The organism is Granulosicoccus antarcticus IMCC3135, from assembly GCF_002215215.1.
GTDB lineage: Bacteria > Pseudomonadota > Gammaproteobacteria > Granulosicoccales > Granulosicoccaceae > Granulosicoccus > Granulosicoccus antarcticus.
Window position 1 is genome coordinate 1,277,609 of sequence record NZ_CP018632.1, and the last position, 25,002, is coordinate 1,302,610.

Genomic DNA, 25,002 nt, shown 5'->3' on the forward strand with positions numbered 1-25,002 from the left:
CTTTAGGGCGAGTTTGTTTCAGGTAACCGTTGATGTAGGAGAAGTTTTCATCTCCAAGTCAGTAAGTGTCATCGCTCCTGTGCCGGGGAAGCTGGCAATCGATATTGAGGAAATCGTAACTGGAGAGGCGCCAGGCTGATGAAGCACTACCATGGTGCGTTAGTAGATAGCTCTCATTAACAACGCGAGTTGTTGCTGGTCACAGTCGGTAGGACGTTTCCTGACTTGTCTAATCAGTGTCATCGGTATATTTTCAATCACATATCCAGGCGATGATCGCCGTCCGGAAACAAGAGGAAGCTGTTGAATCGACGATGAAAATTACAAAAGCTGAAGTATTTGTTGGCGGACCTGGAAAGAATTACGTCACGCTCAAGATAATGACGGATGAGGGCATCTATGGTCTTGGGGATGCCACGCTCAACAATCGGGAAACGTTACCGGCTGCTTATCTGGTTGATTATCTGATTCCTTGCCTGATCGGAAAGGATCCCTGCAACAGCGAGGACCTCTGGCAGTATTTTTATCGAGGAGCCTATTTTCGTCGAGGCCCTATCGCCATGGCAGCCTTTGGCGCCATCGATATGGCGCTGTGGGATATCAAGGCCAAGATGGCGGGTATGCCGTTGTATCAACTCTTCGGTGGCAAGAGCCGTGATGGGGCCATGGTCTATGCGCACGCTACAGGTGCAGATATTGATGATCTGATTGATTCGGTCGCCAACTACGTGGACAAGGGCTACAAGGCGGTTCGGGTGCAGTGTGGAATTCCGGGGATGCCCTCGTCCAGTTATGGAGTTAGTGAAACCAGGGGAACCGTTGATAATTACATAACGGATTTCTCGGGCTCGGTGCCAAATGAGGAAATCTGGGATAGCGAAAAATACATGCGCTATATGCCTGAAGCGATGGATAAGCTTCGGGATACATTCGGTTTCGAGCTCAAACTGCTGCACGATGTTCACCATCGGTTACTGCCGCGAGAGGCAGCGCAGTTTGCCAGGGAAATGGAACAATACCGTCTATTCTGGTTGGAAGATCCGACTCCTGCTGAAAACCAGGATGCCCTGAGGCTGCTCAGGCAGCATTCGACCATACCGATAGCCATCGGTGAGGTGTTCAACTCTGTCTGGGATTGCAACAAACTGATTGAAGATGAGTTGATCGACTTTATTCGCGTAGCGGTTACCTATGCCGGTGGAATAACCCCGGTAAAACGCCTCGTTGATCTGGCCGGTATGCATAACGTTCGTACAGGTTTTCATGGTGCGCCGAGTCATTCACCAATTTCCATGGCGGCTCAGGGGCATCTCAATGCCTGGGCTCCGAATTTTGGTATTCAGGAATACCTGGTGCTGGGGACGCCAGAATGCGATGCGCTATTCCCGTCAAGTCACACAATGACCGATGGCTTGTTTCATGTCAGCGATGAGCCAGGTCTCGGCGTGGACTTTGACGAGAACGAAGCAAAGCGCTACAGCTATGTACAGGGTTTCCATCCGGTTGCTCGCCTGGAAGATGGAACGCTTTGGAATTATTGAGTTTCCTGCGACATAGACCAACACCTGACAGTGTCACAAGAATCAACAACAAGGGGTCTTTGAAAGCGCTCTGATTTGTCTGTGCACCGGTGATGTATGCCGGGGCGATACTGCAACCGCTGCTACTTCTGGACTCCTGGTTTGAGGGCTCCGGTGTTAGTTCTGGATACAGCTGATAATCCAGTGCCAGTTCGGAGATCTCAGCGTTGCCACTGAAGTAGCGATCGGTGCGGGTCCATACCCGTTCGGCAACCTTGATGCCCATAAGGCGTCCGGGGACGTCATCCACCGGCGGATGAATTCCTCCCCAGATGCGTGACAGACTGGTCTGGTCGGAGGCATCTCGGTAGGTGGCCCATTGCAGCGTGATATCAACACTGGGCCCTTGTTCGAATACCAGGAATTCATCTTTCTTTGCCTTGAATTCAGCCATGCCGCCGGGGAAGAATTCATCGCCTGTCAGATTCGTCAGGATCTCGGCTGCTGCTCGTGAAAAGGTTGAATGCCCGGATACGTAGCCGGCAAAGGGTGGTGTCACAAAAGTCGGTCGCTGATAGGGCCACCAGTTCTCGAGCAGAATCCAGCCGACCCCGGCTGTGTCACTGGCAGGGTCGCGGATGAAGGCTGGGCCGCGCCAGGCTCGAACCTTGATCTTGCCGATGTCGCGGCCGCCATTGCCAGCCAGTGGATCACCCGCTGCGACGCTTTCGATGAGTCCGGTCGTCAAGGGAATGCCTTGAGCATGGTAGTTTGCAGCGTCGATGTCTGTACTCTGACCGAGCGAGGCCATGTAGCGAATGGCAGAAATGGGGCGAATGTAGTCATAAGCGCCCTTGTTACTCCAGGCCGCAATGGCACTGTCGTGCATGGCTGCGCCGAGCAGGAAATAGGTTTTCACATCGAACGAGAGGGCATCCACTTCATCGCCCTGGCCGCTGAAGCGTCGTTTGAAATCCGGATGGTCGCTGACCGCCTGGTTGTAGATGCGAAACCAGTGACCGGGTGGTGTTTCGCTGTCTGGGCCATCGGCCCAGAATTCGGCCAACACACGTGTGTAGTCGCCTCGAGGTACAAGTTGCTCGGCATAGGGATTACCTGTGGCCGGATTGATTGCATGGCCCAAATCTGCAGAACCGCCCTCCAGAGGATCGTAAAAGGCTTGTAGTGCGGCTGAATCGTCCGGTAATGCGAGTGAGTTACCCAGGCTGCCTGGCGAGATATCCCACATGACCCCGTCGGCTGGGGACAATTGAGCTGACCAGAGTGCAACGAGGGCATGATTCCACTGATAGTCCTGATTGCTTGAGGGGTCATCACCCAGTTGGGCTGGCAAGCCGGGGTCCAGGTAGACGGGGAAGTCCTGACCATCACGAGAGATCTGGCTGAGATCGGCAGCTGTGAGAGAAAAAGTGGCAACCTGTGCCCATTCGGCACCCAGAAAACTGGGTGTGGTGGTGACATTGCCTGATTGATCAATGAACGTATCCAACTGCAATGGCTGCCAGCGGTTCGGATCTGACAGCCCGGGATTACCAGCCTGGGTCGGGTCCAGTGGTGTATTGATAGGCAGGTATTCCAGATTGCTATAACCCTCTTGTTCATTGGAGCCGTCTGCGTTGCCATAATCGATCAGGCACTGGGCTATCGCATTGCCTAACACCTCCGGTCGATTACTGATGGTGAGATCAGATGCGATATCGTCCGCATTGAGCCCCAGTGTGGCAAACAGCTCGTCCAGATGCTGCAGGGTGTCATCGGCACCGGGTGAAAAGCCGAAACGATGGTGCAGCAGACGATAGGCTGCAAAGCTCATGGCCGTTTCTCGTGCCTTGGGCTTGTCGGTTTCAGAAATCGCCTGTAAGGCTGTACGAGTAGCGGGAGAGAGAGCGCAGTTGAAACCGTTTCTCTGTGCTCGTCCCAGCAGGTAGGGGGACGCAGTGTCGTCATAAGCTGCCCAGGCATCGTAGAAGGCGATCGAGGTATGGAAAAGGTTTCGGGCATGGACCGTAGGGCGAGCAAGGTCACGCCGAATGGCATAGAGCAGAGCCTCATTCCAGTTACGGGCAATGGACAAGGTTGGATCGTAAGCTGGCGCGACCACCTCGGGGGGCTCTATCACTTGCGCATGAGCCACCAGGCTTGTATTGGTGCAGACAAACACCAGAACGCCTGCCGGTACAAATTTCCAGCAGCGATGAGACGATGGTTTGGTAGTGCCGAAGAGTTGTCGCATACGGATCCCCATCATTGAGTTTGCATATCTTGCCGTTGGTAAATGTTTCACGGACGAAGTTCTGTTGAAATAGTCTCTCCGAAATTCATGGCAATACCCGGGTTATCCATAAAGGCTGAATCTCAGTGTTCATCGCGTGCACGGAACCTGCTAATCCAAAAAGGGAGCAGTCTGCTTCGATCAATCCGGAAAGAATTCTGAATATCAAGACTAGTGCCTGTCAAAAGCGGTCAAATTGCCGTGTATTCGACGTTCAACATGGATATTCTGCAATAAAACTGCCATTAGGTTCTGGGGAATATGACCATGCGCAATAAATTATTAATGACTAGTCTCTGCCTCCTGTTAGGCGGTTGTGGTGGCGGTTCGGGCGGATCAGTTTCTTCGGGCGAAGGCAACCCGACTTTCGAAGATGGCTCAAATGGCGGCTTGGACGAGGGCGGGGAAAAAGAGTTGGTTGCGCTTGGCGTCGACTCGGTCCGCTATCGGATAACTATCGAAAATGACTGGGGCGTAGAGGATTTTCCACAAGGATTTCCCGATGACGCTCATCTGTCCTTGATAGGGGGTGCCACGCATAACATGGCTGTGTCGTTCTGGGAGATCGGGGAGCCGGCAACTCGCGGTATTGAAGACATGGCCGAGACCGGAATGATCGATATATTTCTTGGCGATGAGGTCGTTCCCGCCATCGAAAACGGTACCGCAGACTCACAATTTTCAGTGCGTAATTACACGGACCCAAAAATAGATGGAGTGCCGGGCACGACAGTTTTCGAGTTGCAGGTGAACCGTGCTTATCCGCTGGTCAGTTTGGTGACGATGCTTGGACCCAGCCCCGATTGGTTCGTCGGCGTCAGTGGTGAGCGTTTATATGATGACACCCTGGGTTGGTTGCCGGAACTGAAGATCAATTTGCCATTGATGGATGGCGGAACCAAAACGGACGTTACGCCCGTGATGGGTGGCCCCGATATCATTCCCGGCGTAGCAATCGGCTACGTTGTCTACGATACGCCTACCGGTACTTACCAGCCTAGCGATGTACCTCAGATGGTGGCACGGTTACGATTTGAGCGAATTGAGTAATAGCCGGTGAAACGTGAGAGTTTCAAGGTGAGCTATGCAAGGTCGAGATGTCAGTGGTTGCTGACTCAATTTCAGCCAAAGGTGTCGTGATCGGGGGCGTTGTTTCGAATGCGGTACCCAACAGGCCTCTGATCGATTCCATCGGTAATGCTTCCGAGTCAGATGCGGGCATCATGCCGTCACTGAAGCTGTTACCAGGCAGCCTGTCCAGCAGCGCCGAATCGGATGAGAAAATGTGGATGGGGACATGCGAGGTGGGTGCCCAGCCAGCAATGATGCTGGCTGGTTGGTGGTCGCCGAGCACGATGAACAAGGCATCATCCGCATATCTGGCCAGGTATTCGCCAACCAGTTTCAGGTTCTGATCAACGGATGTGCCGTAGGCTTCTCGCACAGGCTCGGCTTTAGCCCAACTATGGCGTTCCCCATAACGTTGGGTGCCATCAAAGATACTGCCGTCTCCGATATCGTCCCAGGACTGATGGTTTGGCAAAGGCCCCCAGGGCGCGTGAGAGTCCAGTAAGCCGATATGCGCCATCAAGGGACCATCGGCTGTTGCACGAACCTGTCGCTCGAAGGCGGTGAGTGTGTATTGGTCCGGCATGGTAACGAAGCCAAAATCCTGGCCTTTGTAGTTCAATGCATCATGGTCGAAGAATCGATCTACCTGATACCAGGCACCTTCTACCCAGTCGGACTTTACAACGGGCAGCACGACAGAGGTGGTCCAGCCAGCTTGCTTGAACAAGCTTGCCAATGACTTGCGCTCTGATGAGATCAGACGGTCGAAACGGGCGTGATTGGTCAGGCGTAGCCCGGAGGCGACAGTGGCATGAGCCAGCCAGCTTCGGCCACCTCGAGTAGGTGAATCTATCCAGGCACTTTTAACATGCAAGCCAGCATTGCCGGTCTCGTTCTGGACTGATAGCAATCGCTGGGCCGCCGCATTGCTGAATTGCGGGCTGTCAACGAATGACCGTCCATAGGATTCGACATAGATGATGATGACGTCTCGTCCACTCAGAGCTGCAAATGAGGGCTGGTTAGCGAGCAGATCATCCTCTTGTAATAATGATGTGAACTGTGCTTGATCCTGAATTGCCCATTGAGTGTATTGAATGCGCTCAACCAGTTCGTCGGCGATAGCCCATTTGGCAGGTGGCAGAGAGTCGTGCTTGAGTGGCGTCATGCTGTTTACCATCGCTGTTAGCAGTGGCACACAGCAGATGACAATGTAGGTGTTTCGCCAAGGGCGACTGAGTCGATTCAGGTAACCCAGGCTGCGATACAGCAATACGGCTATCAGAAGCAGAACCAGGACGCCTGAACTACCCAGCGCGATAGCTTCAGATCTACCAAGCGTATCTGCTGTCAGGGTCCAGCCTTGCTGGATCAAATGCCATTCTGCCAATGGATTGAAGGCGCGGCCCAGTGCAGCTCGAGAAACAAGGTCAGCAAGACGAAGCAGTGACAAGCAGAGAACAGATGCCGTCACCAGTAGTCGGGTAACCGTAAACAGCGGTCTGTTCAGCAGTATCAACAGCAGGACGATGACCGGCACATCCAGTGGCAAGCTTGGCCATTGCGATAATGTGAGCTGATCCGGATGACCGGGCACTATCAGCAGTGCTACCAGCAGTGCGACGGCCAGAAGTGAATAGAGAGCTGCACGTCGATGAGACGTTGTCGACTTGGCAGTATTGGTTTGAGGCATGAATACGCTTTGGCGGAGTGAGGCTGTGAACAAATCGGATCATCACTAGGACCACAAACGGCTTGAATAGTTTGGCCGGCTTTGTGACTCTATTTGTTCACTGTGGGACGTGCATCACTTGGCATCAGCAGTGGTATGGATCATGACCGCGCGAAGCCTGTCGATTGGTTCACCGCTGACGATTAACGGGTTACCTGAGTGCAGACAATTGACAGGCTATAGCCGTTCACTGAATAGTTGCGGTAGTGTTGTCAAAAAAGGATAGCCCACTGTGATTCTGCACCTCACGACCATACTGATCTTTCAACTGATAGGCGAAACCCTGACTCGCAGTCTGGGCCTGATTGTCCCTGGGCCGGTTCTGGGTATGGCTCTGTTGCTCGGGTTCTTTATGGCTTTCCCCAAGGCAGCTGCGGCTATACAGCCAACAGCGCAGGGGCTTTTGTCCCATCTGTCGCTGTTGTTCGTACCGGCAGGAGTTGGCATCGTTGGCCATCTTGATCGCATGGGCACCGATGGCCCGGCCATTTTTCTGGCATTGGCTGTCAGCACCGCTTTGTCCATTACCGTCGGGGCTCTGGTGTTTGCAAGTCTTGCCAAGCGAATGGGGGCGGAGGAATGAATGAGCTGACGCAAGTCTGGACCTATCTGGCTGAAGAGCCGCTGCTCTGGTTGACCGCCACGCTCATTGCCTACAGCATCGGTGATGCTGCCTTCAGGGCATCGGGCAAACGGGCTTATGTCAATCCGGTTCTGATTGCGGTGACGCTGCTGGCGATTGTGCTGTGGAAGACAGCGACACCGTACCAGACCTATTTCGAAGGCGCCCAATTTGTCCATTTCATGCTCGGCCCGGCGACTGTGGCGCTTGCCGCTCCACTGTATGGCAATCTGACGAGGATCCGAAAGTCGGCTATACCGCTTATCTGTGCACTGGTGGCAGGCTCCGTTACTGCAATCTTCAGTGCTCTGGGGGTGGCATATGCTCTGGGTATTCGTGGAGAAACCCTGGTGTCCATCGCACCCAAGTCTGTTACCGCGCCGGTGGCCCTTGGTATTTCAGAGTCGATGGGTGGCTCGCCAACGCTGACTGCCGTGCTCGTTATTATCACAGGTGTCATGGGGGCGGTGATGGCAACACCGCTGTTGAATCTACTGGGCGTCACCGACTGGCGTGCCCGAGGATTCTCCGTGGGTGTCGCATCACACGGTATCGGTACTGCAAGGGCCTTCCAGGTGAACGAGACCGCAGGCGCCTTTGCGGGTATCGGAATGGGCTTGAATGCGTTGTTGACGACATTGCTTGCGCCATTGATTGTCACGCTGTTCACCTGAATTTTCATTCAATACAGGAAGTCATCATGCAAACCTATCTCATCACTGGTGCTAATCGTGGCATTGGCCTTGAAATGACCCGACAGGCTCTTGAGCTCGGACTTCGTGTCATCGCAACCTGTCGTGATCCGTCTAGCGCTGCAGAGCTCGCTGCGCTAGAGGGACTGCTGGATATACAGGCGCTGGATGTCACCGATCAGTCATCGGTGGATGCGCTGGCTGCAACGCTTACAGGTGTAGCGCTGGATGTCCTGATCAACAACGCAGGCGTCATGGCGACGCATCAATCGATTGATGACATGGACTATGAGGAATGGATGACATCATTTGCCATTAACGCAATAGCTCCCTGGCGGGTGTCGGTCGCATTCGAGCAGCATTTGAAATCATCGTCCCGGCCACGAGTGGCTACCTTGACAAGCCAGATGGCCTCTTTGAAGCGGGCAGGCAGCGATCGGGTGGCCTACCGGAGTTCCAAAGCCGCTGCCAACATGGCCATGCGTACCTTGGCACTGGAATGGCAGGCCAAGGGCATTACTGTCTGCAGCCTGCACCCGGGCTGGGTTCAGACCGATATGGGCGGCAGCAATGCAGCACTGGGTGTCGTGGAAAGTGCAAGCGGGCTGTTGGAGGTTATCGATGGCTTGAGCCTGAAGGACACCGGGCGATTTCTGGATTACGAGGGTGAGCGACTGCCGTGGTAATAATTTTCTGAAGCTGCCAGTGCGCCTGTCGAGTAACCTGCCAGCGTAAGCGTTCACGGCGTTGGAATAGCGTTTTCTGACTATGTAGGCTATTCTGAAGAAAAGGCCCTGCGAGTTTATTAGCCATCATCGTGCCCGATCCTCATCTATTAAATCCACCCCAAACGCTTGATGAGGCTCGCACTCAGATCGAGCAATTGTGGGGTGTGGTCGGTCAGTTAGAATCGATAGTCTCAGAACTTAAAGCGCAAAATGAGGAGCTTGTTGAACAGGTTCGAGAGCTGAACGAACGCATGGGCAAAAGCTCGCGTAACTCCTCCCGTCCACCCTCTTCAGACTCCACCTCGCAACGAGCCAACCGAAAAAAGAAACCCAGATCTACAAAACGAAAGGGTGCGCAGCCGGGTCATGAAAAGCACGAACGCCCGCTGGTACCCGAAAGTGATGTCGATCAGATTCAGCGCTATTTTCCGACCGCGGCCTGTGGCTGTGGTGGCTCTATTTTTGTCGATCCCGAGCCACGCTGTCGTCACCAGGTGTTTGATATCCCGGTGGTGCGTTTTTCAGTGATTGAGCATCAGCTGTTCGGTGGGCAATGCAACGGGTGTGGCAAACATCATTGCGCCCAGACTCCCGATAGCGTGCCTTCGGGGCAGATGGGCCCCAATCTGGTGGCACTTATCGCTCATCTGTCCGGGCGTTATCATTTGTCGATTCGTAATATTCAGGATTATCTGGTTGAGCACTGGCAGTTGCATTTCAGTCTCGGTGCCCTCTCTCAGGCTCAGGCAAAAGCGACGAGCGCATTAGGCGACCCGTACCGACAGATTGGCGATTTTGTTCGCCAACAACCCGTGGCGCATGCCGATGAAACACGGCATTTTCGCGGCAATGAGTGCCGTTGGCTGTGGTCGTTAGTGTGTGTGCAAGCTTGCTATTTCCTGACACAGGCCTCGCGCGGCAAAGAGGCTGCCGATAGGCTGTTAGGCGAATTCACAGGGTATTTGGTCACTGATGACTACGTGGGTTATAACCGTGTACCGGAAAGTCGTCGTCAACTGTGTTGGCCGCACCTGATTCGAAAATTCATCGATATTGCTGGACGGGTAAGCAATGGCGGCAAGATCGGACGCCGACTTTTATTACTTGCCCACGCGGTTATCCGCACCCGGCATCGATGGCAAGATCAACTCATCAACGAGGCTGTTTATTACCGGCGAATGCAGCGACTACGCCGCAGCTTTCACCAGACGCTGGAGCGAGGTGCCCGGCTACGAATCGATGGACGAACCAAACGTCAATGCCAACATCTTCTCAAGCGAGAATCGATGTGTTGGACCTTTCTCAAAGATCACAGGATCCCGCTAGACAACAATAGCGCTGAGCGTGCGCTTCGGCCCTATGTGATCTGGCGCAAGTTGAGCTTTGCCACCCAATCTTATCAAGGCGATCAGTTTCGTCCCTTGATACTGAGCATCGTGGGCACTGCACAACGGATAGGGATCTCAAGCTATCAGTTTATCCGCATCGCGTGTCACCAGTCGATGATTGAGGGCGAGGTGAAAGTGCGCTTTCCGTTTGATACGCCTCGGTTAGCGACTAGCTGAAAGAATCAGCTGCGGTTCCTACACCCCGCATGCGGGGCCGTGAACGGTTACCCTGCCAGCGTGGTCGTCAGTGTGCGGTAGAAATGCTAGGCCTGTGAAGGTTCTCGTCAAACTTCGGAAAAAATGATGGAACTATTCGATGTGATGACTGTTTAACTCTCTGTCATTCACATACCCCATTTCAGGAAAAACCGAAAATGTCATCATCGACCCAGAAAAGTCTGGCTGTTTTACGTATTGGATTGTTTTTGTTCATGATGGTCTGGGCTATGGAGAAGTTCGTACGTCCTGAAAGCTTTCAGGCCATCTTTGGAAAGTTTTACGGCTTCGACGCAGGGATGGTCATCATCTATCTCATCGGTGCAATTCAGGTGGGTATTCTGCTTTTGTTTGTGACTGGCAAGTTCAAGACCGTCAGCTACGGACTGGTGATGATCATGAACGTACTGACACTGCTGGTCTCGTATCGCCAGGTTCTGAATCCTTATGAAGGTTCAGTCAACCACTTGTTTGTTGCCTCCATTGTCATTGCGGCTGCCAGTATTGCCATGTTCATGGCAAGAGCAGACGATCACTTTCTTACGCTGAAAGCGGGTGAGCCATCTGACGAGTCCAATCAACTGGAAGTTGAAGCCTCGAACGCTTGAAGTAGCTGGACAGACCCGGCGAAGCCATCTGTTTTTGGCTTCGCCTTTCGCTCGTATCGTTTGCCAGTCAGTATTTTGCAAACCTTGTTCTGATGTTCTGATTCCAGGACAGATGACTAATCTGGAATATCGCTCGAACTGCTCTTTGCCAAATCGATAAATGCACGCAGGCGCGCGGGCATATGTCGTTTGGTAAGATAGTTGATGGTGTAGCGCGGCAGCTGCGGTACCTGTTTATCGAAAAGCGTTACCAGTTCCTTGCGGGCGATATATGGCTCGGCAGGTTTCCGGTAGACATAGGCTAAGCCAAGTCCCGCACTGGAGAATTTGATCATCGATACAATATCGTTAACCACCATGCGAGCGCGGGGCGTAACGTCATAAGGGGACTTTCGTCCTTGCTTGAAAGTCCAGGGCGCTAACCGGTCAGCGCGACCAAATCCGAAACGAATGCCGTCATGATCCGTTAGTTCTGATGGTTTCTCAGGAGTGCCATGGCGTTCCAGATAGTCGGGGGAGGCGACGAGCACCATGTCAAGAGCCGGGCCTATTTCTACCGCGTGGGTTTCTTGTTCAATCAGTGTCTGGGAACGAATGGCCGCGTCAACGCCAGAGGTCACCAAGTCGACGCGGGTGTCGTCATACATGACTTCCACAAGCACTGATGGATACAACCGCGCATAGTGGGCAATAACGTCGTCTAGAAAAAACGGAGAGCTGCTCCTGGGTGCAGACAATCTCAATGTGCCAGTAACCGCGTCTTGACTATCGCCCAGTTCATTGAGTGCATTTTTCAGGCTTGTTAATGAAGGTAGAGTCCTCTGGTAGAGCATCTCGCCTGCGCTGGTCAATGACATTTTTCGGGTTGTTCGCTCAATCAGACGCACCCCCAGTTGACTTTCCAATCTCTGGATAGCCTCACTGACCGACCCAGCTCCCAGGTTCAGATTATCTGCCGCTGCACGAAAGCCTTTAGCCTGCGCTACCTGGACGAACACGGCCACATCGTTAAGATTTGTGTTTTTCATTGTTCGATATATCGATCAAAGTGATACTGATATACCTATTTTATCAGACAATAATCATGTTCATACTGTGTTGCATGGAGCGGTGATAACGGCCGCTCTGCAATCAACAGGAGAATCCAGTAATGGCGGAAATTACCGAAATATTCGTTCTAAAAATGAAGGATCCAGCGCGAGCTGATGCAATTCGCGAACGCGCTCGCGAAGACTTTACTCAGTTGGAGGGGGTCACATCCTGGAAAACCTATGTCACGACCAACCCAGACAGGCCCACACTGTTCGCCGAGATCTACACATTCCCGAATCACGAGACTGCAAAGAAAGTCACGCCTCAGTTTGGCGAACGTGAACTGACGAAAGCCTTTGTCGATGAGATTGAAGAATTTGTAGTGGGTCAGTATTTCACTGAATATGTGTCCACAGAGAGGCGTTGAGATGAGTGATATCGAAGCACTGAAGTCAGCTCTGGCTGCGTGGATAGATGCTCTGGATGGCGGCGACATCGACAGGCTGGTTGCAACTTGCGACCCCGGGGTCATTGTTTGTAATGAGAATCAGCCGACCTCTATAGGAGTCGAATTACTGCGTGAAAAATACGCATCACGGATGGACAGCTTTGCTTTCAAGTCTGCTGTTGAAATCGAGGAAATTCGTCTCTTCGGGGATTTTGCCATCATGATTACTCACTTCGATGTACAGATGACCAACAAGGATACTGGTCAGCTGGGTGGCGGCAGGGGGAGGCTGATCATTGGTTATCGTAAGAATGAACATGGTGAGTGGAAGATGGCACTTGATGTCGACAATAACGACTGAACGCCGCTAGCAATGAGAATCTGGTGTTGATCGGGTACACTGAATTAACACCAGTTTCTAAACGGACTATTGATTGTGCATGTCTATAACCCTGCAGCCAGGATAAGACCTCACTGGTTTGCAATATTGTTTTGTTCTTTTCTGCTGAGCTTAACCTCGCCATCTTCAGCGACGGCTGCTGGTTTTACAAGATTGGCACCTGGCAGCGAGCAGGCGATGGATATCGGGATCTGGTATCCCAGTGAAGGTGCGGTACCAGCGAGCCCTAATACGCCCTTCGGGCAGGCGTTGGCAATCGGTGCTGAACCTGCAGGTAGTGCATTGCCGGTTGTCATTCTATCTCATGGCAACGGAGGCTGGATGGGCAGTCATGCCGATACGGCATTAGCACTGGCAGATGCCGGGTACGTGGCCATAGGGTTGACCCATAGCGACGATAATTCAAAGAATGAGAATGTTGCACCTTCGGTCTGGATGTTTTCTCGTCCCCGAGAGTTGATAGCCAGTATTGATGAGGTTCAACAGCATTGGCCAGATGCCAGGCACATGTCAGAGGATCAGATAGGTGTGTTCGGCTTTTCAGCCGGTGGCTATACGGCACTGGTGGCGGCGGGCGCTGTGCCAGATATTGATCTGGCGGTTCAACATTGCAAGGTGCAGCCGCTTGAGTATCTGTGCGTAATCGGAGTGGTGGATGAACTGGCCGACAACCTTCAGTCGGGTGCTTTGACTGAATTTGCCGGCGACTCTCGTATCAAGGCTGTCAGTGTGGCCGCACCTGCATTCGGATTTACCTTTAATGCCAAATCGCTGCAAGCAGTAACGGTTCCGGTGCAGATCTGGTCAGGCGCGTTGGATGAACGTGTACCACATGACAGCAATGGTGGTGTGATCTCTTCAGCATTACCGGGTCTGAACGAAGTTGAGATAGTGGCGGGGGCAGGTCACTTTTCGTACCTGACGCCCTGTGATCCGGCTATGCAGGCTGCCAATGCTGGCCTCTGGGAGAGAATCTGTGTCGATGCAACAGGTTTTGACAGGCTTGCCTTTCACGATACGTTCAATGCTCGCGTTGTGGAATTCTTTGATAAGGCAATGGTGCCGTGAACGACCGGCTACATTGAGGTCAGCTTTGCGGCCAGCCGTCATTCAGTTCGCAGAAAATCCGCTGAAAGGGAAGCATGAATGGTCCTGCAGGATGATTGTGCTAACATCGCGCGGGCAACAAAGGCGTGCGTATTCGGTGATCAGCGCGAATTGATTCCGGAGGTACAAATTATTCGGAATAGCATCCGGAATAGCTAGCAAGGGTGAAATAAATGAAAAGTCAGGTAGAAATAGTTGCCGATGCGATTGATCTTGTACGTCCTTCCATTGATCTGCTTTTCGAACGTACAAACCGACAAGAGCTCCATATCGTTGTCATGAATCCAAGAGTAAAACCTTGGGAAGCAACGTTTGAAGAGTCGATTTTGTATGAAACTTCATTAGGCCAACCGGAGAAGTGGACGATTAAATTCGACCAGTTGGCAAGGCAAAAAGCCAGGCAAGCGTGGCGAAACCAGTGTGCCAATATAAACAGTCAACTCGTTCATCCTGCTTCATTACAAGAAGATGATTTGCTCTTTTTCGGCTCTTTCGTTTATGGCGATATTGTCGTTGCCTGCAGTGGCGTTGAACAATGGTACGACATGCTGATCAGTGGCTGGATCGCAGTGGCCATCGAGCAATTGATGATGCATGAATATCAGACCATCAAGTCAAAAGCTCCTGGTCAGCAAACATTCAAGGACGGCCAATAAGGCATTCTTGACAGGGGCAGTGTAGAAACAGCCTTTACTCAGCTTTGCCAATCTCTCGAAACATGTTTATTCCTGTCGCTCTGTAACCACTTGATTCGTAAACATGCAGTGCAATTCTGTTTTCGATAGCGACTCGCAATCGTATCTGCCTGACACCTGAATTTGACAGGTGGGTGTCCAGCTCCGCCAGTGCCAATTTTCCGAGTCCCTGGTTTTGGTAGGTCGGTAGAATATAAAAATCACAGACGAAAATTTGATCAGCATCGTGTTCTCGGCTATACCAGATATAGCCAATGTGATTGTTTGTCAGTTCTACTGTATTGACTATGCAGTACAGGAATTGACCCTTTGTACCTGGGCCGGAAGGTAAGTCACGGGCCACTTCGCGCTTCGCTATTTCAGTGGCTGCCTCGAGTGATAATTTGTAGCTCGAGGCTATTTCCGCCGAATAGTCGCAAATGAAATATGACAGGTAGTCATCATATTCCTCATCAAGCATCGCTCTGTAGCTAATCATCGGGTTACTGAATTCATCGGCGCAATTTCACTAACATAGCTTATTGCAGATGAATACTCCAATTGACGCTTGATATTCTTACCGCTTGTTTCAAGCAAAAATCAGTCACCTGATTCACAGATCAACAGGGATGCGTGATCATTTTCCGCCGCCGCCGCCGCCGCCGCCACCACCGTTGCTGCCACTGCCACTACCACTGTTGCCGCCGCTGCCATTTCCCTCATTGGCACTGCCGCCACTACGCGATGAAGATTCTCCCGATCGGTCATCCTCCTTGGTGTCGTGCTCTTCCGAGCGCTTGCCAGTTGTATCGGAGCTCAGATCTCGCGACTCATTGTTTTTCTGGCTCTGACTATCAGAGGCACGGTCCTGTTTGTATTGTTCCTGCAGCAGGAGACGTTGTTCTTCGGGCAGGGCAAGATAGTCTTCGTATAACCGTCGTAGTCGTGCTTTATGGGTTTCATCCAGAGATTGCCAGGTCTGGTACTGCCGCTGAAGAGTTGCACGCTCTTCTTCACTCATCAGTTGCCAGCGTTCCTGGAGGGTGCCGGTCTGGGCTCGTTCAGTCTGTTCCACTTGCAGCCAGCGATCGGCATCAAGCAGCTTCAACTGGCGGTCTTGAACATCCAGTTCATCCCATGAACTGGCGAAATTGTTCAATAACTGTTGTTGCTGAGGTTCCAGCTCCTGCCACAGTGGAGCGGCCAGCGCCAAGGTTGGAAGGCACAGTGACAAAGCTGCCAATAACGGTTTCATGACCTTGAAAGGCATTCTGGCTTTCATCCCTGTTGAGAGTCTAGCCAGAGTAGAAAGTCGACAGATCCGACAAGATCAAGGCTTTCTTCAGAGGACATGATGGGTAATAAATCTACTGAATCAGTTTCCAATGATGCAGCCTTCACCAATGAGATGTTCGTATCGGCAGAAATCGGATTTGCTGCCAGTTCGGACTGGGGTGTCATCTTGATCATGCTCTCTGTCGGACTACTTAGCATCTGAGCGCTGTTGATAACCAGTATGGCAGCAAGTGAGGCGACGCAGCAGGTTGCCAGGGATGCGCTCACGGGACGATTTTGCCAGAGAGTGTTGACGTGCCGCTGCAAACGATCAATCGTATTCTCAGGGTCGTTTTGGTGTATCAAAGTACCTTGATTGCTTCGAGCGACGGCTATCGCGTCGGCTTTGTCAGGGATCTGCTGGCTGACTGAGCGCATGACAGCCCGGCGTCGTGCTGCTGCAAGCCTGTCGACAATGTCAGGTGACAGGGCATCGGTCTCGGCATCCAGTGCAAGCAGCAAGCTTTCCATCGAAGCGTTCTCCGGCGTCCGGCGTGAAGATGGCGATTTGTCGGAACTGTTCATGTCCCTTTCTCCTGCAGCTGCCCCTGCAAGGCAGATACGGCTCGCGAAAGATGAGTCTTGACACTGCCTTCGCTGATATCCATGGCCTCGGCGGTCTCTCTGACACTCAGACCTTGCCAACGACGCAGAAGAAAGACTTCCCGTTGTTGCGCTGGTAGTGCTGAGAGAGCGTGGTTGATTCGTGATGACTGCTGGGTGCTGACCAGTTCATCTTGAGGGCCAGGCTGCTCGCTAGGCAGATAATCCATGGTATCAGCTGTTGAATCGCCTTGTTCCGCGTCGTTTGCTGAAGCAATTGCTCGACCAACCCAGCGCTTCAGTCGATTCATGCCTCGAGGTCTGACTCTGTCTGTGATGCCGTTTTGCAGAATCCGGTAGAACAACGGTCCCCACTCATCGCCGGGGCGATCGGCGTAACTCTCACAGAGTTTCAGCATGGCATCCTGAACGGCGTCCAGTGCATCATCTTCGTTTTTCAGCGCATAGCGTGCCATGACAAATGCTCGGCGCTCTATAGATTGCAGAAAAGCATCAATCGACAGAGGCGTGCCAGCATCAGCTTGCAGCCTCTCCGGTTGTGCAGAGTTACAGTCCGATGTCGTGCCGGTATCGGATGCATCACACTGTTTGCGCAACGCGTCGAACCCTGGAGAGTCGGCTTCCGGGTCGGTTCGTTGCGGGTCATGTTCTGATTGCGTAGATTGAATGTCCATCGCCTCGATATTTTGGCAAGGCGGCAACGTTGTTCTGGGTGTTGCCAAGGTCTTACGTCCCGAAGCGAGGGTTTTGTAGCTATCCAGCTCATCAGCTTCCAAAGCCCCAGCTACATCTGATGAACTGCAAGGGGGCGAGAAGCAACTCAGGGCTTATGGCCATGGTTGAGCGTATGAGGGTCGGAACTGTCTTCACGGCTATCTCCTGCTTGTCGTCAGCACCATATTTTTCATGGTGGTAATGACTACAACGCATTAGTTCGTGATTGGTTGACAGAGATTATGGAATGGCGGCAGATTGGATCCGTACTGCCGCCATTCAACGATCATCACAACGATAGGGTCTGAGAGACTGTCCGAAAATAGACCGATCTACTGCGATCGCTATCTCGGACAGATTCCTACTGCTTCAGGAGCTCAGGGGTTATTTTGCGCTACGACCATGCCCTTGCTTGAGCTCCAGAACACCGTCATCGTCACGATCCATACGCTCAACGATCGGGCTTATTTTTTCGTCCAGCTCGGCTGGGCTGACAATGCCGTCGCCGTCTTCATCAAAGCTCTGGAAGATATCAACCATACGACTACGTGTCAGGGCACGGTAGATGGTGTCGAACTCTTCGATGTTCAGCGCACCGTCCGTATCGACGTCGGCGCTGCTGAGCTGTGCATTCTTGTAAGTTTCGATCTCTTCCTGGGTCACCTTGCCGTCAGCGTTGGCATCAGCATTTTTGAACAGTGTGAGCATGATGTTTGAACCTTGCCTTCCTGAGCGACCATGGCGTTTGCCGTGTGCTTTCTTGTGACCTTCTTTGCCGCTCTTGTCATGGCGCTGCGGTTGTTCAGCCTTGTCGCCGGGACCTTCGGGCATCAACTGCTCGTTGATTGTCTCGTTTTCGCCGTCCTGAGCCATCGCGACGACTCCGGTTGTACCCAATATCAGGGCTGTGGCAAGAATCAGTGGAATTGAAGTGTTGGGTTTCATGTGGAATCCTATGTGGTGAAATTTGAATTTGCGATCAGTCAGTGACCGTTGGATTACACAATAGGGACAGATGGACGGCGATATGTGTCAGCGGCAGGTGAGTTTTGTCGCGTATCGTCGCAGTTGTCCTGTTTGATACACATTGCGACAAACTAATGTGTCAGGAGATGATGGAGGCGCTGCATAACAGGGATGTGAGCGTCACAATACGAGCTGTCTGTAAGCAGAATCAAAGTCTGGAGCAATGTATGTCGGATATCTCTGAAGCGCAGGTGCTGATCGTCGATGATGAGCGAGACATCCGCGAACCACTGGGCCAGTATTTGCGTAGCAAGGGGTTTCGGGTGCAGCTGGCAGCTAATGCGACTGAGGCACGCAAGGCGGTGGCCGAGTCGCTCATCAGCATTGTGATCCTGGATGTCATGATGCCAGGAGAAGATGGTTTGAGCCTGTGCCGCTGGCTGGTAGCCAATGACGGGCCGCCGGTCATTCTGTTGACGGCCATGGCAGATGATACCGATCGTATTGTCGGTCTGGAGATTGGAGCCGATGACTACCTGCCCAAGCCATTCAACCCCAGAGAACTGCAGGCTCGTATTCATGCGGTACTTCGCCGGGTTCCTCCACCTGCCAATCGGATTTCCAACAACCTTCGTCGCTTTGCCGGTTGGGTCCATGAGTCAGGCGCACGCCAGTTGCGACATGATGATGGCCGCCAGGTTGAACTGACAACCACTGAAAACAGGTTGCTGGAGGTCTTGTTGGAGCATCCTCGCAAGGTTCTCAGTCGTTCCAGTCTGCTTGATCTGACTGCCGGACGAGAGGCCAAGGCCTACGATCGTGCCATCGATAATCAGATCAGTCGTCTGCGGCGCAAGATTGAAGCTGATCCGCAACACCCCGCTTTGCTGGTAACCGACTGGGGCGGCGGCTACGCTCTGGCTGCTGATGTGGAAAACGTGGATGCAGCGGAGCAATGAGGTCAACGTTGACACGATGGCTGCCCGATGGGCTGGCTGCACGCTTTACCCTGTTGCTGGCCTGTGCGCTGATTATGGCTAATGTACTGGCCTTGCTGGTACTGTCAGGCGAGCGTGCTCGATGGGGACGTGAGTCGCGCGATAGTCGCGAGCTTGAGCGCATCATCGCATTGGTGCCGGTGCTCGAATCCATTGAACCTGGACGGCGAGCGGTCATTGCCGCAAGCGCCTCGACACGAGTGGCTCGTGTTGAAATGAGTGACCGACCACTGATCGTTGAAACAGCGGACACTAAGCGGTCGCGTTCATTGCAGGAACAATTGAACCAGTCATTGGCACCACGAGATGTTTTCGTGATGGTGGGCAACCGGCAACAACCTGGCTCCAGACAAGGTGGTGAGCGTAGAGATCGGGATCATCGTCCGCAGAAGAAGCCAGGGCCAGAGATCATCGGGGTATCAATCCGGCTTGCCAGTGTTAATGGTTCTGCTCGCAGAGCAACACCGAATACGGCCATAAGGCCTGAATCTGCTCATGCCAGCTGGTTGAACATCACGGCAAAAGGTGAGCCAGCTCTGCCCGGGGCTGCATCGCAGTTGCTGGAGGATGGGGTTTTCTTTCTGATTCTGGGCCTGTCTCTGGTGTCTGTGCTGGCCGTCGGGCTTTGGTTCGTGCGTCGACTGACTCAACCGTTGGCTTTACTGGCAGAAGCGGCTCAAGCGGCCGGGCGTGGTGACCGGACAGCCAGAGTACCGGAGCAGGGAGCACGAGAGGTGCGTGCTGCAGCGTCAGCATTCAACTCCATGCAGGCACAGATTGCCCGGTTTGATGCCGAACGCACCCGAACCCTTGGGGCTGTTGGTCATGACCTGCGCACACCTATAACCAGTCTGCGCATTCGGGCGGAAATGCTCGACGATGAATTCCGGGAACCGATGGTGCGGACTCTGGAGGAGATGACGGTGATGGCCAATGATCTGGTGGCTTTCGCCCGTGGTAATGACGATGGCGAGAAGTTGCAGAGTTTTGACCTGAATGAAACTCTGGTCCATTTATGTAAAGAGCGAGGGGCAAACTATCTGGCAGGGGGGGCCATTCAGTTCAAAGGGCGGCCGGTTGCCTTGATTCGTGCTGTGGGCAACCTCATAGACAATGCGATTCGCTATGGTCTGGCTGCGCGAGTCTCGCTCGCTCACTCTGATGGCTACGCCATCATTCGTATTGAGGATGATGGGCCGGGAATACCAGCAGAGCGAATGATGACGGTGTTCGAGCCGTTCGTACGAGGCGATGAGAGTCGCAATAGCGAGACTGGTGGGGCTGGTCTTGGCTTGTCTATCGCACGATCCATCGTTCGTGCTCACGGTGGTACCATTGAACTGCACAACAGGAAGCCGTCAGGTCTGTTGGCTTGTGTTTATTTGCCGATGACAGAATAGTCATGTTCATGTGAAGAATGGCTGCCGGCAGGGGAAGATCCAACCCTGTTTTCTTGCCGGTTGAGAAATTCGTGAAATTCTTGTCAACCGAATTCTATCTGCTGCGTTAACCATCTCAAGGCAAGTGTTCCAACGCTTGCTACGGTAATCAACAGATGGGTTTTCACATGACACTCAGCAGATCCTCAGTTCAATCAGCCGCGTTGTCGGCTGTATCCTATTACTCAAGTAATACCGCAGACAGCTTTCTGCCCGCAGACGGTGCATCCGAAAACTCGAGCATGATCAGCAGTTGCCAGGCACCGGCGACTTGTGGAGAGTTGATGCAGGGCGCCATCGATGAAGCAGATTTTCTGGTCAATTGCCCGATTGCGCTATATGCCCGCGCCACGGTTTTTTCTGCCGATAATGATGGGCTGACAGTGCGCGATGCAGAGCAGTACAGCAAGGTCGCTGACGCCATCGCACTGCTTGAGGTCTATGAGCAGAATCGCCCGGGCTCTGAAGTAAAGTCGCATTGCGAAAACAGACGGGGTAGTGAGCTGGTTGTTACCAGCAATATTCCTCGCGGCAAAGGCATGGCGTCCAGTTCTGCAGATCTTGCTGCGGCATTGAGTGCTGCGTGCAAATATCAAGGCCTGAGCATCTCCCCGGTGGAGCTGTCACGTCTGATCGCCATCATTGAACCTTCTGACAGTGTGCATCTGCCGGGAATCGCCCATGTCAATCAGTTGAATGGAGCCGTTCATGCCTGTCTGCCAGCTCCACACGATATGAGCGTGATCGTCGTGGACTGTGGTGGTGAGATCTATACGCTGGAATTCGATCGTGACAGAGCGCATGGTGTCTATCGGACGATGCGTAACAAAATGGTCGCCACACTTGCGTTGATGACTAACAGCCTGCGACTGGGTGATGCTGAAGGTATTGCCCTGGCGGCAACCTTGAGTGCCAGAATCAGTCAGGAGATACTGCCGAAAGCCCCATTTGAAGAGTTACTGGAGAGCTGTGTCAGTGAAGGTGCTCTGGGTGTTAATTGCGCTCATAGCGGCACAGTGCTGGGGGTCTTGCATCGTACCAGCGATGGCATTGGAGCAACCTTGATGCAATCGATAAGACGTCGATTTGGCAGTGACGTCAGCATCATCGGCGATCATCGTATCGTTGCTGGAGGTTGTCATGCACAGTAACTCTACGCAGTCATTGTTCGCCACAGAGGCACATAATCCGGCGTTTTTTGCCGTTCGAAAGGCAATGCCAACAAAACAGGACCCCATCGATTTCTGTGTGCCTGTCAATCGACATTTTCCTCCTGCCTCGCTTCTGGAAGACATCCGTGAAGCCTTGCCCGATATTGTCAAATACTACCCCGACTACGCAGAGGTTCATCAGCAAGCACTCTCTATTCTGACCAGAATTCCTGCCTCACAGATCATTGTCGCCAATGGTTCCACCGAACTGATTACGCTTATTTGTCAGAGAGCCGAGGGGCCGATGGCGACCTGTACCCCGACCTTCGGTCAGTGGACCGATCTGCCACAGATGCAGGGTGTTCCTATTCACTTCATCCAAAGGCAGGCAGGCAATGATCACGTTTTGTCTGTGGCAGACATCGTGGCTTTTGTCAGAAAGTATCATATCCGGACGCTGGTTCTGTCCAATCCGAATAATCCGACTGGTGCTGTTATGGCTTCGCAGCATGTGCAGCAACTACTTGAACAGCTTGCCGATCTGTCCGCGATTATTCTGGATGAATCGTTTATCGACTATTCGGATGTCGTCAGTGCTGCAAACCTGGTAGAGGTAGCCAGAAACCTCATCGTCGTGAAAAGTCTGGGCAAATCCCTGGGCTGGCATGGTTTGCGGCTCGGCTATGCCGTGACGCACGAACAGCGTGCTATTGAGCTTCGCAAACAATTGCCTTGCTGGAATATCAATGGACTGGCTGCGTTCGTATTGCAGCGAGTCGCCGATATGCGCTCAGAGCTGAATGCCAGTTTTGAGAAGACGCGTCGTGACAGGCAGGCATTTGTTGAAAGCCTGGCCACGATTGATCGACTACGGGTTTTTCCCTCGCAAACCAACTTCGTATTCGCAGAGCTGGACCCCGGCGTCTCAGGGCGTGCCTTGCGTGATGCATTGCTTGAACAGCACGGGTGTTTTATCCGTGAATGCAGTAACAAGCGCGGTTCAAGTCAGCGTTATCTGCGACTTGCAGTCAATCTGCCTGCCGAGAATGAAATTCTGGTCAATGCGTTGCAGATGCTGCTTGCCAAATGGCCCACCTGATTGATCGATGAGTTTTTACAGAACAACAAATAATCATTTTCACGAACCATTCAAAAAAACTGCTTTATGATTGTTAAAAAAATACAGTTGAAAAACCAGTTAAACATATTTTCCATCTCATACCGAAATGGTGTCTTGCCTCTGACATCGAGGGCGTTGATGCTCTGCCTCTTTACTGTCGCCCCGGGTTCCAACGCCGCTGAGCGTAAGCCTGTCACCAGAGAAGAATTCGAGGGCGAAGTGCAATCACTCGATGGTAGTGATAACAACTCCAGAAATCCGCTCTATGGCGTTGCCAATACTGCCTATCGACGAATTGCTCCGTCAAACTATTCTGATGGACTATCAGCCCCTGCTGGTGGCCCAGAATCTCGTTACATCAGTAACCGTATTTTTGAGGATCAGGCTCAGAATCTGTTTTCGGAAAACGGGGTTACTCAGTGGGCCTACAACTGGGGGCAATTCATAGACCATACGATAGCGCTGCGTGCGACCAGTGAAGAGTTATTGGAGTTTACTTACGATGAGTCTGATCCGCTAGAGTATTTTGCTCATGGCGATGGTGTCTTCCGAACGAGTCGTAGTGCTGCTGTCGAGGGGACAGGTGTTGATACGGTCAGAGAGCAGCTGAACACCATCAGCAGCTTTGTTGACGCCTGGGCTGTCTATGGCGGAAGTGAGGAGCGCCTCGAATGGCTGCGGGAAGGAGCTGTGGATGGTGATCTGTCGAATAACGGCGCAAGATTGCTGATGAGCGAGGATCAGTATCTGCCTCGTGCCACTGAACGTGGCGATGCGGCCTCTGCACCGGTGATGGAACGGCTCGGGAATCTTCTGTTTGCACCGGATGCCGATGAGCAGGCCATTGTTGCCGGTGATATTCGTGCCAATGAAAATATAGCGCTAACGGGTATACAGACGCTCTTTGCAAGAGAGCACAACCGCATCGTTGACCAACTTCCCGAGGACTGGTCCGAACAAACCAAGTTCGATACGGCCCGTCAGTTCGTGATAGCGACGCAGCAATACATCACTTATGAGGAATTTCTGCCAGCACTGGGTATCGATCTGAAACGGGCGCGCCGTTATCGTGCGGATGTGGATACCAGTGTCAGTAATGAATTTGCCACGGTCGGCTATCGGGCCCATAGCATGATTCATGGTGAGATAGAAATGGCGAACCTGGCCAGTAGTTACGATGTTCAGACACTGGAGATGTTCGAAGAGATCGGTATCGAGATTGAAGCAGAAGGAGACCATATTGAACTGGCTGTACCTCTCAACGTCGCCTTCCATCGACCTCAGTTGGTTAATCAACTCGGCCTGGGGCCATTACTGGCAGGGTTGGGAGGAGAGCCGCAATACCGCAATGATGAGCAGATCGATAATCAGTTGCGAAGTGTGATGTTTCAGATTCCCGTGGAGCATGTTGCCGATTCGCAGGAATGCCTTGATGGACCCACCTTGAACGAATGCTTCGTATTGGTGAACGATATCGGTGTGCTTGACATCATGCGTGGTCGTGAGCACGGCATGGCTGCTTATAACGATATGCGTGAGGCCTATGGACTTGATCGAATCACCAGCTTCACGGCTCTGACCGGGGAGGCCACTGAGTCGTTTCCTGTTGATGATCCATTGGTCGATCTGGAAGATCCCATCAATGACCCCGATATACTCACCTACACTGAACTGCGCGATGCTGATGGACAGCTTTTGGAGTTGGGTTCAGATGCGGCCGATAGCGAAGCGGTTACCGGTGTGCGGCGCACCAGTCTGGCAGCCAGGTTAAAGGCGGTCTATGGTGATGTGGACAGCCTGGATGCCTTTGTCGGCATGGTGTCTGAACCACATCTGCCTGGCAGTGAGTTCGGAGAACTGCAAGAGGCTATCTGGAAGAAGCAGTTCGAGGCCTTGCGTGATGGAGATCGCTTTTTCTATGAGTGGAACCGGGGTTTGCAATCATTGACCAGGTTGCCTGAGTTGCAGGGCATAACCTTCGAGCAGACTCTGAGCGATGTGATTGTCAATAATACAGAGCTGGAATACGGTGACATTCAGTCGAATATGTTTCTTGTCAAAGCTGAATGAAGAAGTGATGGATTCTGGCAGGCCCGCCGGGTTTGTCTGAGCGTCTTGCCAGTCTGGCGTGGCTTTCCGCAAGTTCGCCTGTGCGAGTATCCGGATGGTTTGGCCACGCCAATA

At 52.7% G+C, this 25,002-nt stretch carries 24 protein-coding genes; 16 read left to right on the plus strand and 8 right to left on the minus strand.

What is annotated here, in order from left to right; translation table 11 throughout:
• Positions 1 to 314: 314 nt before the first annotated feature.
• Positions 315 to 1,541: a D-mannonate dehydratase ManD gene (gene manD / locus IMCC3135_RS05470; RefSeq protein ID WP_088921693.1), complete on the plus strand. Its 1,227-nt coding sequence runs from the start codon at positions 315 to 317 to the stop codon at positions 1,539 to 1,541.
• On the opposite strand, the gene IMCC3135_RS33930 is transcribed toward manD, so the two are convergent.
• Positions 1,423 to 3,774, minus strand: coding sequence for a vanadium-dependent haloperoxidase (locus IMCC3135_RS33930; protein ID WP_157735782.1), 2,352 nt, complete (start codon positions 3,772 to 3,774; stop codon positions 1,423 to 1,425). The two genes, manD and IMCC3135_RS33930, sit on opposite strands and share 119 nt — an antisense overlap.
• Positions 3,775 to 4,098: 324 nt before the next feature.
• Between IMCC3135_RS33930 and IMCC3135_RS05475 the strand changes: the two genes are divergently transcribed.
• The gene (locus IMCC3135_RS05475) at positions 4,099 to 4,863 is read left to right on the plus strand and encodes a spondin domain-containing protein (RefSeq protein WP_157735783.1); all 765 of its coding nucleotides are present in this window, start codon (positions 4,099 to 4,101) and stop codon (positions 4,861 to 4,863) included.
• Between the two features lie 22 nt (positions 4,864 to 4,885).
• Here the strand turns inward: IMCC3135_RS05475 and IMCC3135_RS05480 are convergent, their stop codons facing one another.
• Positions 4,886 to 6,577 carry a sulfatase-like hydrolase/transferase gene (locus IMCC3135_RS05480; protein ID WP_157735784.1) on the minus strand — a complete coding sequence of 564 codons (1,692 nt, stop codon included), beginning with the start codon at positions 6,575 to 6,577 and terminating at the stop codon, positions 4,886 to 4,888.
• Between the two features lie 271 nt (positions 6,578 to 6,848).
• Between IMCC3135_RS05480 and IMCC3135_RS05485 the strand changes: the two genes are divergently transcribed.
• The 5 genes from IMCC3135_RS05485 to IMCC3135_RS05505 all read left to right on the plus strand — a co-directional run bounded on the left by IMCC3135_RS05485 (position 6,849) and on the right by IMCC3135_RS05505 (position 10,870).
• A complete protein-coding gene (locus IMCC3135_RS05485) occupies positions 6,849 to 7,199 on the plus strand; it encodes a CidA/LrgA family protein (protein WP_088916687.1) in 351 nt (116 codons plus the stop codon).
• A complete protein-coding gene (locus IMCC3135_RS05490; protein WP_088916688.1) occupies positions 7,196 to 7,912 on the plus strand; it encodes an LrgB family protein in 717 nt (238 codons plus the stop codon). The genes IMCC3135_RS05485 and IMCC3135_RS05490 overlap by 4 nt, the downstream gene beginning before the upstream one ends.
• Before the next feature lie 26 nt (positions 7,913 to 7,938).
• Positions 7,939 to 8,616 (plus strand): SDR family oxidoreductase, encoded by a 678-nt coding sequence (locus tag IMCC3135_RS05495; RefSeq protein WP_088916689.1) that lies wholly within the window; start codon positions 7,939 to 7,941, stop codon positions 8,614 to 8,616.
• 131 nt (positions 8,617 to 8,747) lie between these two features.
• Complete coding sequence (gene tnpC, locus IMCC3135_RS05500) at positions 8,748 to 10,223, plus strand: IS66 family transposase (RefSeq protein WP_088916690.1); 1,476 nt, start codon at positions 8,748 to 8,750, stop codon at positions 10,221 to 10,223.
• Positions 10,224 to 10,420: 197 nt separating this feature from the next.
• Entirely contained in the window at positions 10,421 to 10,870 is a 450-nt protein-coding gene (locus tag IMCC3135_RS05505; protein ID WP_088916691.1) for a DoxX protein, read from the plus strand.
• Positions 10,871 to 10,986: 116 nt separating this feature from the next.
• Here IMCC3135_RS05505 and IMCC3135_RS05510 read toward each other — a convergent pair whose 3' ends face one another.
• Positions 10,987 to 11,898 (minus strand): LysR family transcriptional regulator, encoded by a 912-nt coding sequence (locus tag IMCC3135_RS05510; protein ID WP_088916692.1) that lies wholly within the window; start codon positions 11,896 to 11,898, stop codon positions 10,987 to 10,989.
• Positions 11,899 to 12,020: 122 nt separating this feature from the next.
• On the opposite strand from IMCC3135_RS05510, the gene IMCC3135_RS05515 reads away from it, so the two are divergent.
• The 4 genes from IMCC3135_RS05515 (at position 12,021) to IMCC3135_RS05530 (ending at position 14,513) form a co-directional block, all read left to right on the plus strand.
• Positions 12,021 to 12,329: a hypothetical protein gene (locus IMCC3135_RS05515; RefSeq protein ID WP_088916693.1), complete on the plus strand. Its 309-nt coding sequence runs from the start codon at positions 12,021 to 12,023 to the stop codon at positions 12,327 to 12,329.
• A 1-nt stretch (position 12,330) separates the two neighbouring features.
• A complete protein-coding gene (locus tag IMCC3135_RS05520; protein WP_157735785.1) occupies positions 12,331 to 12,711 on the plus strand; it encodes a YybH family protein in 381 nt (126 codons plus the stop codon).
• Between the two features lie 192 nt (positions 12,712 to 12,903).
• A complete protein-coding gene (locus tag IMCC3135_RS05525; RefSeq protein ID WP_088916695.1) occupies positions 12,904 to 13,818 on the plus strand; it encodes an alpha/beta hydrolase family protein in 915 nt (304 codons plus the stop codon).
• Between the two features lie 212 nt (positions 13,819 to 14,030).
• The gene (locus IMCC3135_RS05530) at positions 14,031 to 14,513 is read left to right on the plus strand and encodes a hypothetical protein (protein WP_088916696.1); all 483 of its coding nucleotides are present in this window, start codon (positions 14,031 to 14,033) and stop codon (positions 14,511 to 14,513) included.
• A 34-nt stretch (positions 14,514 to 14,547) separates the two neighbouring features.
• Here the strand turns inward: IMCC3135_RS05530 and IMCC3135_RS05535 are convergent, their stop codons facing one another.
• From IMCC3135_RS05535 to IMCC3135_RS05555, 5 genes are all read right to left on the minus strand, one after another.
• Positions 14,548 to 15,030: a GNAT family N-acetyltransferase gene (locus IMCC3135_RS05535; protein ID WP_088916697.1), complete on the minus strand. Its 483-nt coding sequence runs from the start codon at positions 15,028 to 15,030 to the stop codon at positions 14,548 to 14,550.
• A gap of 138 nt (positions 15,031 to 15,168) precedes the next feature.
• Complete coding sequence (locus tag IMCC3135_RS05540) at positions 15,169 to 15,813, minus strand: DUF3106 domain-containing protein (RefSeq protein ID WP_088916698.1); 645 nt, start codon at positions 15,811 to 15,813, stop codon at positions 15,169 to 15,171.
• A complete protein-coding gene (locus IMCC3135_RS05545; protein ID WP_088916699.1) occupies positions 15,810 to 16,391 on the minus strand; it encodes a DUF3619 family protein in 582 nt (193 codons plus the stop codon). Before IMCC3135_RS05545 ends, IMCC3135_RS05540 begins: the two co-directional genes overlap by 4 nt.
• A complete protein-coding gene (locus tag IMCC3135_RS05550) occupies positions 16,388 to 17,104 on the minus strand; it encodes an RNA polymerase sigma factor (protein ID WP_088921694.1) in 717 nt (238 codons plus the stop codon). The genes IMCC3135_RS05545 and IMCC3135_RS05550 overlap by 4 nt, the downstream gene beginning before the upstream one ends.
• Before the next feature lie 424 nt (positions 17,105 to 17,528).
• Positions 17,529 to 18,089 carry an EF-hand domain-containing protein gene (locus tag IMCC3135_RS05555; RefSeq protein ID WP_088916700.1) on the minus strand — a complete coding sequence of 187 codons (561 nt, stop codon included), beginning with the start codon at positions 18,087 to 18,089 and terminating at the stop codon, positions 17,529 to 17,531.
• Between the two features lie 248 nt (positions 18,090 to 18,337).
• On the opposite strand from IMCC3135_RS05555, the gene IMCC3135_RS05560 reads away from it, so the two are divergent.
• From IMCC3135_RS05560 to IMCC3135_RS05580, 5 genes are all read left to right on the plus strand, one after another.
• Positions 18,338 to 19,069 (plus strand): response regulator, encoded by a 732-nt coding sequence (locus tag IMCC3135_RS05560; protein WP_088921695.1) that lies wholly within the window; start codon positions 18,338 to 18,340, stop codon positions 19,067 to 19,069.
• Positions 19,070 to 19,077: 8 nt separating this feature from the next.
• A complete protein-coding gene (locus tag IMCC3135_RS05565; RefSeq protein ID WP_169727411.1) occupies positions 19,078 to 20,508 on the plus strand; it encodes an ATP-binding protein in 1,431 nt (476 codons plus the stop codon).
• A 167-nt stretch (positions 20,509 to 20,675) separates the two neighbouring features.
• Positions 20,676 to 21,698 (plus strand): GHMP family kinase ATP-binding protein, encoded by a 1,023-nt coding sequence (locus tag IMCC3135_RS05570; protein WP_157735786.1) that lies wholly within the window; start codon positions 20,676 to 20,678, stop codon positions 21,696 to 21,698.
• Positions 21,688 to 22,797: a pyridoxal phosphate-dependent aminotransferase gene (locus IMCC3135_RS05575; RefSeq protein ID WP_088916703.1), complete on the plus strand. Its 1,110-nt coding sequence runs from the start codon at positions 21,688 to 21,690 to the stop codon at positions 22,795 to 22,797. Before IMCC3135_RS05570 ends, IMCC3135_RS05575 begins: the two co-directional genes overlap by 11 nt.
• Before the next feature lie 159 nt (positions 22,798 to 22,956).
• Complete coding sequence (locus IMCC3135_RS05580; RefSeq protein ID WP_157735787.1) at positions 22,957 to 24,888, plus strand: peroxidase family protein; 1,932 nt, start codon at positions 22,957 to 22,959, stop codon at positions 24,886 to 24,888.
• Positions 24,889 to 25,002: the final 114 nt, after the last annotated feature.